Below are 12,815 nucleotides of genomic sequence, written 5' to 3'. Positions count from 1 at the left end.
CAGTGCTTCTGGTGCTGGTGGTGCGCGGCCGAGTACGGCAGTGCTCCGCCCTTGCGAGGGTGAGGTGGTAATCCTCGAATAGACCATAATTCTCACCTGTTCCGCATGGCCGCGGCATTTTACCCTTCCTCGGTTGCAGGCATTGCATCCTCCGTCGTAGGAGGCGGTTGGTGTGTCTATCGCGGCCTCGGCAGCGCGCTACCGCGCTGGCGCGGGAACGGTTTTCGTGCATGGCCGCTCCGTTTTATCTTTTTCGCGGGGGTAGGCGCGCCTGCCCCCAGCGAGTAGCATTTGTGTTCGGTCGAAAAATTGCCGGACGCGTGAGCGTGTACGGCCGGCGCATCTTATGTCCATCGCGGAGGAAGATGCATATGCCTAGCACACCGAATACGCGAGATCTCGTCGTCGTCGTCACCCCATTCACGGAGCCGAACGCAGCGTTGGTTGTGGCGGTGGAGCGTGCCGGTGGGCTGGGCGTCCTCGACCTCGGGCGCAGGCCGGACATCGCACGTGCCGGTCTAGCGGATGTGTGCCGGTGGTGGACGGGACCTTTCGGCGTCCGGGTCCCCTCCGGCTGCGACCTCACTCCCGCCGATCTGCCCGACCGAGTCGACACGATTGTGTTGCCAGCACCCCTGTTGTCACCGGGTGCCCAATCGCCGTGGCGGACCGCCGGTGTGATGGGCAAGCGGCTACTGGCCGAGGTGGTCTCGCTGGCCGAGGCGAGCACGGCAGTGGCGGCCGGTGCACACGGCCTGATCGTCCGGGGATGTGAGGCGGGTGGCCGAGTCGGAGAGTTGACGACATTCGTGCTGCTGCAACAGCTCTTGTCCGAGCCGCGAATTACCGTGCCGGTCTGGGCCGCGGGTGGAATCGGGGTGCATTCAGCAGCGGCCGCCATTGCCGGTGGGGCAGTAGGGGTGGTGCTGGACGCCCAGCTGGCGTTGGTAGCGGAAATGGATCTGCCCCCCGCCGTCGCCGCCGCGATCCGGGCTATGGACGGCAGCGAGACGGCGGTCGTCGGCGGTCATCGGATCTACGTACGCCCCGACTTGCCCGTAGCTGGAGCGGGCGCGACCGAACCAGATCCGGCCGCGCGACTCGGTGCGCGTGACCTGCGTACTCAGTTGCTGCCGGTCGGCCAGGAAGGCGCCGTGGCCGCAGGGCTGGCGCAGCGGTATGTCACCGCCGCAGCGGTGGTCCAAGCGGTACGCGCCTCGGTTGCCGCTGACCTGAACACCGTTGTCGAACGCCGGCCCCTGGCGGCGGGGGCGGTATTCGCCGCGGCACATGGCCTGCGGTATCCCGTGGCACAGGGACCGATGACGCATGTCAGCGACAAGTCGGCGTTCGCCGCAGCCGTCGCCGACGCCGGCGGTCTTCCGTTCCTCGCGCTGTCGCTGCTGTCCGGCGAAAAGACCAAGGCGCTACTCGAACAGACCGCAGCCCTGCTGGGCGACGCCCCTTGGGGAGCCGGGATCTTGGGGTTCGTCCCGGGTGAGGTACGGGATGCCCAGATGGAGGCGATCTTCGCGATTCGTCCGCCGTATGCGCTCATTGCGGGCGGACGGCCCTCGCAGGGGGCGGAGCTCGAGGCGGCAGGCATCCCGACATTCCTGCACGTCCCCTCGCCTGGGCTGCTCGACCAGTTCTTGGCGCAGGGTTCGCGGCGGTTCGTATTCGAAGGGCGCGAGTGCGGCGGCCATGTCGGTCCGCGCAGCAGCTTCGCACTGTGGGATGTCCAGGTGGAACACCTGCTCGCTTTCGGTGAGCGAGCCGCCGATGAAAGATTCTTCGAGGACCTGCAGATCCTCTTCGCGGGCGGAATTCACGATGAGCGATCCGCGGCGATGGCGGCAGCCTTGGGCGCTCCGCTGGTCGAGCGTGGCGCAGGGATCGGGGTGCTGATGGGCACCGCCTACCTCTTTACCGAGGAGGCGGTGGCGGCGGGCGCCATCATGCCGACCTTCCAGCAGGCGGCATTGCAGTGCGACGGCACCGTGCTCCTCGAGACTTCGCCCGGGCATTCCACCCGGTGCGCAGACTCGCCCTATGTGCGGGCCTTCCAGGACACCAAGCGACAGCTCGTCGCCGATCGGGCACCACAGCAACAGATGTGGGCGCAGCTGGAGCAACTGAACCTCGGCCGGCTGCGCATTGCTAGTAAAGGGCTGCGACGCGAGGGCGAGCAGATCGTCCCGGTCGGCGAGGACATCCAGCGTGCCGACGGGATGGTCATGATCGGCGACGTCGCTGCACTGCGGTCTGCCACGACGACGATGCCCGTGCTGCACTCCCAGGTGAGCGAGGGTGCCACCGGACTTCTCGGCGCGCGCGCGGCCGAGCTGGGCTTCGACGCCGACTTCGGTTCGCCCCGAGAGCGTGCGGCAGCACCATTGGATGTGGCGATCATCGGAATGGCCGGCGTATTTCCGGAGGCCGGGGATCTGGCGCGGTACTGGACGAACATTGTCAGCGATAGGGACACCGTTACCGAGGTGTCGCCGGACCGGTGGGATCCCGAGCTGTATTACGACCCGGAAGCGGTTGGACACGCCGGCGGGCGTAAGACCCCGTCCAAATGGGGCGGCTTCCTACCCGACGTGCCGTTCGACGCACTCGAATTCGGTATCCCGCCCGCATCGCTCGCCGCCATCGAGCCGGTGCAACTGCTCGCGCTGGAGGTGGCCGCCCGCGCGCTGCGCGATGCCGGATACCGGGTGTTGGATGACAGGGCCGGCGGCGGGGGCACTGGTCGCGAGTTCGATCGGGAACGCGTTTCGGTGGTGTTCGGCACGGAGGCGGGCACCGACCTCGGCACCGCGTACGGCTTCCGCTCCCTGTTCCCCAGCTACTTCGGGACCCTGCCGGAAGCGTTGGATGCTCATTTGCCCGCCTTGACCGAAGACAGCTTCCCGGGCGTACTCGGCAACGTGCTCGCGGGCCGTATCGCCAACCGGCTCGACCTCGGCGGCGTCAACTACACGGTCGACGCGGCATGCGCCTCATCGCTGGCGGCCCTGGACACAGCATGCAAGGAACTACAGGCCGGAACGAGCGACATGGTGCTGTGCGGTGGCGCCGACACCCACAACGGCATCTGCGACTACCTGCTTTTCGCCGCGGTCGGCGCGCTGTCGAAGAGCGGTCGGTGCCGCACGTTCGATGGTGCGGCGGACGGCATCGCGCTCGGTGAAGGGGTTGGGTGCGTAGTGCTCAAGCGTCTGACCGACGCCGAACGCGACGGCGACCACATTGTCGCGGTGATCAAGGGCCTGGCCGGCTCCAGTGATGGGCGCTCGCGCGGATTGACCGCTCCGCGGCCGGAGGGGCAGCGGTTAGCGATGGAGCGTGCCTACCGCATGGCTGGTGTGTCGCCCGCTCGGCTGGGCCTCATGGAAGCGCACGGCACCGGAACAATTGTCGGCGATCGAACCGAATTGTCCACATTGACGACGTTTCTGACCGAGGCCGGTGCACCTGCCGGAGCCTGTGCCCTGGGATCGGTGAAGTCCCAGATCGGGCACACCAAATGCGCTGCGGGTTTGGCCAGCCTGATCAAGGCGGCGCGAGCAGTGCACGCGGGAGTGCGCCCGCCGACCGGTAACCTACAGAATCCGAATGGATACTGGCAGCGCGAGAACAGCCCGTTCTTCTTCGATACAGCTGCCCGGCCGTGGTGCACACCGGCCGCCGAACGGATCGCAGGGGTGAGCGCGTTCGGCTTCGGTGGCACCAACTTCCATGCGGTGGTCGCTGGCTATGGCGGCGCACCAGAGCCCGCGCACGGCCTCGATGAATGGCCCGCCGAGCTGTTTTTGTTCCGCGGTGTCGACCAGGCCGAGGCGGTGCGGGACATCGATCGCTTGGCCGAGCTGATTGCGGGAAACGACGCAGCGGGGCGGCCCTGGCGGCTGCGCGACCTCGCACTTACGGCCGAGCGGCATCCCTCGACCGCCGATGTGCCGGTACAGGTTGCACTCGTGGCCGGTGACCTGGACGAACTGGCCGAGAAATTGGAGTTGGCCCGCGCGTTCCAGACCGATACTTCCGCTGGACTGTACGTCCGCGCGCCGCAGGTCGAGCCCGGACAGGTGGCCTTTCTATTCCCCGGTCAGGGCTCACAGCGGGTCGGGATGCTCGCCGACCTATTCGTGGCCTTCCCCAGGCTGCGAACTCTGATAGCCGACGACAAGGTGGCCGGCGCGATGTTCCCGCCCGCGGCGTTCTCGCCGGAGGATGTGGCAGGCCAGCGAGCCGCCTTGGCCGACACCAGGGTCGCGCAGCGGGCACTCGGAGCGGCGGGCATAGCCATGCACCAGCTGCTTACCTCGCTCGGTGTCCGGCCCGACGCGGTTGCGGGTCACAGCTATGGTGAGCTCGTCGCGCTGTATGCGGCCGGCGTATTCGATGCGGATGAGTTGCTCGATCTGAGCATCGCGCGTGGGGAGGCGATTCACGCCGCGGCAGTGTCCGCGGCAGACGGGGATCCAGGGGCGATGGCAGCCGTAGCCGCAACCCCGCAGCGGGTCCGAGCCGTCTTCGCCGGAAACTCCGGCTGCCAAGGTGCAGTGGTGGCAAACCACAACGCTCCCGCGCAAACTGTCATCTCTGGGCCCACTCCCGCGATCGAAGCCGCAATCGCCGGTTTCGGCGAAATTGGGCTGAAGGCCACCAAACTTCAGGTCGCGTGCGCCTTCCACAGCCCGGTCGTCGCCGGAGCTGGCGAGCAGCTGGCCGCCGATCTGGGCCGGTACTCGGTGGCCGAACCGTCGATCCCGGTCTGGTCGAACACGACCGCGTCGCCGTATCCGGGAGTGCCCGGATCGATCCGAGCGATGCTCATGCGCCAGCTCGCCGAGCCAGTGCGCTTCGCGGACCAGATCGAGGCAATGTACGACTCCGGCATTCGCGTGTTCGTCGAGGCCGGACCCGGTCGAGTGCTGACCGGGCTGGTCGGTCAAATTCTCGCCGGGCGCCCGCACACGGCGGTGGCCTGCGATGTGCCGGGCGAGCCCGGGCTGCGCCGGTTGCTGCTCACAATCGGCGAGCTCGCGGTGGCGGGCGTGCCGGTCGACCTGACGCCGCTGTTCCACGGCCGGGACGCGACGACCGTGTCGACGTCCTCCGTTGCGCGACGACCCGGATGGATCGTGAACGGCCACCTGATCCGGACCGCCGCAGGCGAGTACCTCCCAGGTGCATTTAAGCCGGCCCGCGAACTTGCAATCCAGCCCATTCCAGCGGCGGGGCGATCCGAACCCGACCGTGATGGCGCGGTCTTGGAGTACTTGCGGTCCACGCGCGAGGTGATGGGTGCCCAGCGTGACGTCATGCTGGCGTACCTCGGCGCGCCGCTGCCGGCACCACCGGCGCAGACGCCGGTGCCTATCGAGGCCCCCGCCCTGGTCGCCGTGGAAAGTGCTGCAGCGGTCACGGACATCATCCCGGTCACGCCGGAGCGCGCACTCGATGCGGTGCGCAAGATCGTCAGCGAACGCACCGGCTATCCAGAGGACATGCTGCAAGCCGATCTCGACCTGGAAGGCGATCTGAGCATCGACTCCATCAAACGCATCGAGATCGTTGGCGCCTTACAGGAGCACACATCTTTCTTGGGATTCAACGCGGCCGCGCCCGACGAGTCGGTCGTTGAGGAACTCGCCCAGCTGAAGACGCTGCGAGCGATCGTCGATTGGCTCCTGGCCCGTGTGGGCGAATCCCTTCGGCCACCCGCGCCCAGCGAGGCGACCACGGACAGCGAGCAATCCGGTTCGGAACCGCCTGCCGCAGCAAGTTGTTCGCGTTACGTGGTTCGGGTCGCTCCGCTACCCCCGCCAGGCGGCACCAACGGGTCCGGTCCGGCGAGCTTGTTGGCCGGGCGTCGGTTCGCGATCATCAACCCCGATCACGGCGTGAGCCGAGAACTGGCAGGGCTCCTGCGACGGCATGGCGCCGAGGTACTGCTGTCGCCGGATGGTAACGGGCACGGGTCGCTTTCTGACGCCGATACGGTCGTTCACCTGGGCGCCATCGCTCTGGAGGGGCCGCCCGTGCTGCCAGGCGGCTTCGGCGAGATGCGCGAGGTCTTCCTCGGCGGGGCTCAGCGGCTGTTGGTCGTGACCGCGTTCGGCGGCCGCTTCGGTCAGGTTTCCCCGGACGGCGGGCGAACCGCGGGCCTAGGCCTGCACGGGCTGGTGCGAACGATCGCGCAGGAATTCCCCGAACTCGTCGTGCGCGCCGTCGATGTCGATCCCACGGATGCCGCGGAGCGGATTGCCGCGCACCTACTGGCCGAGTTGCTCGGGGCCGATGAGGAATCGCCCGTAGTTGTCGGGTATCGCGACGGCGAGCGCGTCTCCCGGCGTATCGAGGCGGCCCCGCTGGAGCGTGTGCAAGGCGCACAGGCGGAACCGGAACTGGGGCTGAATGCTTCCTCGGTTGTCCTGTTGACCGGAGGCGCTCGCGGCATCACCGCCAAGGTTGCGATCGGATTGGCCCGCGCCAGCGGGTGCCGTATCGAGTTGCTGGGTCGTACACCGCAACCGATCGAAGACGAGGATCCCGCAACCGCGGACGCACCCGACTCGGTAGCGCTGCGGCGTGCCGTGATCGAGCTGGGTACCCGGGCGCCGGCCGAGGTCGAGGTGCGCACACGCCAGTTGCTCGTTCAGCGGGAGATCCGTTCCACGATGGCAGAGCTGAACCGGTATGCCGCTTCCGTGTGCTACCACGCCGTCGATGTCCGAGATCCCGACGGAGTGCGCGGTGTCGTCGAGAATATCTCCGAACGACACGGTCGGCTCGATGGCGTGATCCACGGTGCGGGCGTGCTGGACGATCGGATGCTTCGGGACAAGAGTCCCGAGGGATTCGAACGGGTCTATTCGACCAAGGTCGACGGGGCCAAGGCGCTCGCCGACGCTGTGGACCCCGACCACCTTGCCTTCCTCGTACTTTTCGGCAGCGTGTCGGGCGTTTACGGCAACCGTGGTCAGGTGGATTACGCGGCTGCCAACGACGCCCTCGATACCCTCGCGCACATCTGGGCAAAACGTTTCACGGGACGCGTCGTGTCGGTGGATTGGGGTCCATGGACCTCGTCCGGGGGCGGCATGGTCTCGGCTGAGCTGTTGCGGGAGTACTCCCGCCGGGGCATCGAGGCGATCGACCCCGACGAGGGCGTCGCTTGCCTTCTGCGGGAGCTGGCGCAGGGCGATAGCGCACAAGTCGTGTACTTGTGTGGATCTCCCGAGGCGTACGGCGCCGATTCCGGTGCACCGGCCAGGCTGCGGCGCAATGGTTCCCGTGATGGCTGAGAGCCGGGGCCCCACCGGCCAGGACGTCGCCGTCGTCGGGATCGGCGCGGTGTTTCCGGCTGCGCCGAACGCCCAAGCGTTCTGGCGAAACATCGTGGCGGGCGTGGACGCCATCACCGAGGTTCCCGCCACCCGCTGGGACCCCTCGTACTTCCAGCCGGACTTGCCTGCCGCGAGTGACCGGATGTACTGCCGCCGAGGCGGATTCGTCGATGATCTGGCGACATTCGACCCCGCGGCGTACGGCATCATGCCGGTCGCGGCGGCGGGCAGTGAGCCGGACCAGCTGCTGGCGCTGCGCGTGGCCACCGAGGCGGTTGCCGATGCCGGCGGCGAGGACCACCTGCACGATCGCAGCCGAGTCGGGGTCATCGTGGGCCGCGGCGGCTACCTGTCGGCGGCCGGCGCACGCCTGGACCAACGGGTTCGCACGGCGCATCAGCTCGTAACGACTCTCCGCGAGCTGGTACCGGGGCTTGCCGAGGACGAACTGGTGCGCGTGCGCGAGGCCTTCCAGGAGAAACTCGGCCCCGATCGGCCCGAGGCCGCGATCGGGTTGGTGCCGAACCTGGCGGCTTCGCGCATCGCCAATCGGCTCGACCTACACGGCCCCGCCTATGTCGTGGATGCTGCCTGCGCCTCCGCGCTTGTCGCAGTCGACCTGGCCTGCTCCGAACTGGCCACCGGCCGCTGCGACACGGTGATCGCCGGTGGGGTGCACCACACCCACGACATCGTGATGTGGTCGGTCTTCACCCAGCTCGGTGCCATCAGCCGCCGACAGATGATTCGCCCGTTCCATCGCGAGGCCGATGGCCTGCTCATCGGCGAAGGCACGGGGATGGTTGTGCTCAAACGGCTCGCCGACGCTGAACGTGACGGCGACCGGATATACGCCGTGATCCGCGGTACGGGCGTCTCGAGCGACGGACGGGCGGCCACCCTGATGGCCCCCCGGATGGAGGGCCAAGTGCTCGCAGTGGAGCGGGCGTGGCGATCCGCCGGCTTGGACCCCACCGAACCGAACGCGATCGGTCTGATGGAGGCCCATGGCACCGCGACGCCTGCCGGTGACCAGGCCGAGCTGGCCACCCTTACCAGCGTTTTCGGGCCGGTCATTGCAGCGGCGCCGGACATCGGGATCGGTTCGGTCAAATCCATGATCGGCCACGCCATGCCGGCCGCCGGGATCGCTGGCCTGATCAAGGCCATCTGCGCCGTCCATGACGGTGTTCTGCCGCCGACCCTGCACTGCGAGGACCCGCGCCGCGGGTTTACCGGCAGCCGGTTCGTCCCCATCATTCAGGCTCGGCCCTGGGACAGCCGGGCACACGTTCCGCGCCGAGCCGCAGTCGACGCGTTCGGGTTCGGCGGGATCAATGCCCACGTCATCGTCGAGCAGCCGTCCGAAGGGCACACAGTTCGCAGGCGGCTCGCCGGTTCTGCCGGTGCCGTCATCGAGGCCGATGCTCGTTCCGGCCGGAATGGGAACAGTTCCGTTGAATGCCTGCTGCTCCTCGCCGGGGCCGGCCCCGAAGATATCGCGCGCCAACTCGACGCCGACGACGAGGCGCTGCTCGCGCAGGCGGCCACCGGCCCGCGCATCGACGGCAGCCCCGCCCGGCTAGCCATCGTCGGCCCGAATAATCAGCGGCTCGCGTTGGCGCGCAAGATCGTTGCTCGGGGTACGCCGTGGCGGGGCCGAAACGACATCCACTTCGCGCCACAACCCCTGCTCACCGACTCCAGTGGCCTCGCTTTCGTCTTCCCCGGTCTGGAAGCTGGGTTCGAGCCCAGCGTGGACGAAGTGGCGTCGCACTTCGGGCTACCTGTGCCGGCGTTACGGCACGGCACCGACTTCATCGAGCAGGCTGTCGACCTCATCTCGATGGGTCGAATACTCGCCGCAGCGCTCAGTGAGCTCGGCGTGGTCCCCGGCGCTCTCAGTGGGCACAGCCTGGGCGAGTGGACCGCGATGATCGTCGGCGGCCTGTACCAGCGCCAAGAAATTGACGCATTCCTCGACTCGTTGCGGCCAGGTTTCGCGAACGCGCCCGACTTGGTCTACGGGGCGCTCGGCTGCTCGGCCGCGCAGGCGACGTCCGCTCTCGGCGAGCTTATCGGCCCGGACGGTGTCGTCCTGACGCACGACAACTGCCCGCATCAGTCGGTCATCTGCGGCCGACCGGACCGCATCGACGCTGCGATCATTCGACTCCGCGGAGTCGGTGTGTTGGCCCAGATGGTGCCGGTCCGTACCGGATTCCACTCGCCGATGATCGAGCCTTTCCTAGGGCCCGCGCACGAGGCGTTGCGCCGCCTCCCGTTGGGACGGCCCCATATTCCGGTGTGGTCGGCCACCTCCCTCGAACCCTTCCCGGATGCCGCCGATGAGATCCGGGCGCTGGTCATCCGGCATCTCATCGAGCCGGTTCGGTTCCGGCAACTGATCGAGCGCTTGCATGCCCGAGAGGTGGTGGCCTTCGTCCAGGTCGGGCCGGGCAGCCTGCCCGGATTCATCGAGGACACGCTGCGTGGCCAGGAGCACCTGGTCGTGTCCGCGGACGTTGCGAAGCGTGGCGGGCTCGACCAGCTCCGCAGGGTTGCTGCCGCTCTGTGGGTGGCCGGACTTTCACCGCGGTTCGAGCGGCTGCCCGGCACCCCGCCGCCCGCAGGGCCGCAGGTCACAACGATGCGACTCGATTTGGGCAACCCGCTGATCCGCTTTGACGGAGCCCTCCAGCCGCTCACTACTTCGTCCGAACGGTCGGCCGGTGCACGAGCCACCGGTCACCCCGTTCTCGTTGAGCTGGACGCCCTGGTTACCGAGGTAACTTCGGATGCCCAGGCGGTTGTCGACGCCTGGAGAGCCAGCGGCGTCCCGGCTGTGCCGGTCACCTCCGCAGGCGATGCCGTGACCGAGGTGAAAGCGACCACTACCCAGGTGTTCTCGCTGGAGCGGATGCCCGAGCTCTTGGACCACTCGCTGCGGCCCGTGCCTCCCGGTTGGCCGGACCCCTCCGACGGTTTCCCTGTGGTTCCCCTGACGGTGATGCTCGAGGTGATGGCTGACGCGGCTCGCGACCTGATTCCCGGCCGCGCAGTGATCGGGTGGGCGAACGTCCGCGCCCTGCGCTGGCTGTCCGTGGCGCCGCCGACGACCGCGACGATCCGGGCAGTCGCACAGGGCCGGGGGACCGATGGCGTCGACCGAGTCGCCGTGACGATCGAGGGTCATTCGAGCGGTACGGTCCTCCTCGCCGCAGAGCCCCTGGAGCCGCCGGCGCCGAGCTGCGAGCCGCTCACCGGTGAGCGCCCGCCTGTGGTCGACGGGGCCGAGTTGTACACCGAACACTGGGCCTTCCATGGCCCACGTTTCGCCGGCGTCGCCGATATCCTGTGCAGCGCCGAAAACGGCCATCGCGGCGTTTTGGTGAACCTGCCGACGCGGGGCGCGCTGCTCGATGCGGCGGGCCAACTCATCGGGCATTGGGCGCAGATCAGCCTGGACGCCGACAAGACAGTTTTCCCCGTGGGCTTCGCGGCGATTCATATGTACGGTCCGTACCCCGAAGTCGGAGAACTGCTGACCCAGATGGTCTGGATCCGCGAGGTCACGGCCCAGCAAGTCCGCGCCGACTCCGAGCTCGTCGACAGTTCGGGCCGGCTGTGGGCCCGGATCGAGGGCTGGACCGACCATCGATTCGCCAGCGACGAGGTCACCTGGCCGATGAAATTCGCACCGGAGTCCCGCGGTGTCGGCGAGATGCAAACCGGCGGCTGGTGTTTGGTCAAGGAACGGTGGCCGGACAGCGGGTCGCGTGAGCTGGCCATGCGTAGTTACCTCTGTTCCGCCGAGCGTGCCGAATACACCCGACTCGATCCGATGGAGCAGCGGCGCTGGCTCCTCGGCCGGATCGCCGCCAAGGATGCCGTGCGCAACTGGCTGTGGGCGCGCGGCGGCAGTTCCATGTATCCATGTGAACTCGCAGTAGTCGACGGCGAGGCCGGCTCGCCGCACGTTAGCGGCGGTCGGGTCCCTCGTGACCTGCGGGTCTCGATCGCGAACACCAACTGCCGCGGGCGCACACCCGGTCTCGGGGTCGCACTCGCCGGGACAGGCCCCATCGGGATCGGCGTTCAGGCGCTTACCGAACGCGGCGATGGTGATCCAGCAACGTCGGCAACCGCGTTCTCCGCGGCCAAACAGGCGGTCGTCGAGGCACTGGGACCGCCCACATGCCCAGACGACCTCGTGGTCACCGACTCGACCCCAACCGGCGGGCCTGACGCCGTTCTCACCGTGACCCTCAGGTCCCCCGATCACTCGGTTTGGCGGGTTCGGACCACCCTCGTCGGACAGGCGGATGCGGCATTCGTCGTGGCGTGGACAGACCCGGCTTCGGAAGAAGGAGAGGGACAGCTATGACAGCCGATGGCACCGACCACCGGGTCTTCGACGAAGTGGTCAGCATGCTCACCGAAGTGATCGGCGCGGACTTCCTGCTGGATGTCGAGATCAGCCCGTCCACGACATTCAGCGAAGACCTCGCGATGGAGAGCATCGAGTTCGTGGCGCTGGGGGGCAAGCTCGAGCAGCGCTACGGCGAGCAGGTCAACTTCGTCGAGTTCGTCGCCGACATGGACATCGACGAGATCATGGCGATGGACATCGGCCGCCTGGTCTCCCATATCGAGGGGTGCCTCGCGCGCCCCTCTGAGGTGATCGACTGATGGCGTTCGTGACCGCACGTGGGGCACGGTTCCACACGGTGGAGCTGGGGTCGTCGGGACCGCGGGTGGTGATGCTGCATGGGTTGTTCACCGCAAGCCTTGCCTCCTGGTATCTGACTGTGGCTCCGGCCCTTGCCGCCCGAACTCGAATCCGGCTTATCGACTGGCGCGGCCATGGCCTGAGCGAGCGCACGCAGTCCGGCTACGGCTCCAACCAGATGGCGCGGGACCTCGCCGCGCTGACCGAGGACCTGGACCGGTTCGCCATCGTCGGCCATAGCTTCGGAGCGATCGTCGCGGTGCGCTTCGCGCTTGCCCAGCCCGACCGCGTCACCCGAATGGCACTCGTCGATCCGCCGCTCGCGGACGGCGCACGTCCCTGGTGGACACGTGATGAAAGCCGCCTGACACGTGAGCAAGCACGTGCTGCATCGCCGCGCCCCGGCGGGCAGAACCGGGCCGGACTTGCTTTGTGTCGGTTGATCGAGGAGACATCGATCCTGTCCGAGCTGGAGGCCGAACCCCCGCTGTCCGGCGTCGGCCTGCGAGAACTAGCCCAAATTCCGACGCTGATGGTCGTGGGGGCCGAGTCGCCGTACCGCGCGGCGGCCGAGGGAATCGCCCAAGGTAGCCCGGGAATGTTCTTGCGGGTTCTGCCCGGCGGCCATGATCTGCAGGTCGCGGCCAAGCGACCACTGGCTGATCTACTGGTCAGCTTCCTGGAGGTGCCCGATGGCTGAGGCTTTCGCGAACGGCGTGCGC

The 12,815-nt window shown here is 67.9% G+C and carries 4 protein-coding genes; all 4 read left to right on the top strand.

The window, feature by feature from the left end; genetic code table 11:
* Positions 1–371: 371 nt before the first annotated feature.
* Genes ACIBI6_RS14230 through ACIBI6_RS14215 form a run of 4 tightly spaced genes read left to right on the top strand, consistent with a single transcriptional unit; the run spans position 372 to position 12,793 of the window.
* Positions 372–7,319: an SDR family NAD(P)-dependent oxidoreductase gene (locus ACIBI6_RS14230; RefSeq protein WP_396956410.1), complete on the top strand. Its 6,948-nt coding sequence runs from the start codon at positions 372–374 to the stop codon at positions 7,317–7,319.
* Positions 7,312–11,748 (top strand): beta-ketoacyl synthase N-terminal-like domain-containing protein, encoded by a 4,437-nt coding sequence (locus ACIBI6_RS14225; protein WP_396956408.1) that lies wholly within the window; start codon positions 7,312–7,314, stop codon positions 11,746–11,748. Before ACIBI6_RS14230 ends, ACIBI6_RS14225 begins: the two co-directional genes overlap by 8 nt.
* On the top strand, positions 11,745–12,053 hold the full coding sequence (locus ACIBI6_RS14220) for an acyl carrier protein (protein ID WP_364344955.1): 309 nt from the start codon (positions 11,745–11,747) through the stop codon (positions 12,051–12,053). The genes ACIBI6_RS14225 and ACIBI6_RS14220 overlap by 4 nt, the downstream gene beginning before the upstream one ends.
* Positions 12,053–12,793, top strand: coding sequence for an alpha/beta hydrolase (locus tag ACIBI6_RS14215; protein ID WP_364344952.1), 741 nt, complete (start codon positions 12,053–12,055; stop codon positions 12,791–12,793). The genes ACIBI6_RS14220 and ACIBI6_RS14215 overlap by 1 nt, the downstream gene beginning before the upstream one ends.
* Positions 12,794–12,815: the final 22 nt, after the last annotated feature.

Source organism: Nocardia sp. NPDC050412 (genome assembly GCF_044458825.1).
Classification (GTDB): Bacteria; Actinomycetota; Actinomycetes; order Mycobacteriales; family Mycobacteriaceae; genus Nocardia.
Note: the sequence above shows the minus strand (reverse complement) of the source record. Positions and strands in the feature narration are given on the sequence as shown.

Bases quoted from the DNA above. Each gene is read 5' to 3' on its own strand.
- ACIBI6_RS14230 (WP_396956410.1), top strand. From the start codon at position 372: ATGCCTAGCACACCGAATACGCGAGATCTCGTCGTCGTCGTCACCCCA.
- ACIBI6_RS14225 (WP_396956408.1), top strand. From the start codon at position 7,312: ATGGCTGAGAGCCGGGGCCCCACCGGCCAGGACGTCGCCGTCGTCGGG.
- ACIBI6_RS14220 (WP_364344955.1), top strand. From the start codon at position 11,745: ATGACAGCCGATGGCACCGACCACCGGGTCTTCGACGAAGTGGTCAGC.
- ACIBI6_RS14215 (WP_364344952.1), top strand. From the start codon at position 12,053: ATGGCGTTCGTGACCGCACGTGGGGCACGGTTCCACACGGTGGAGCTG.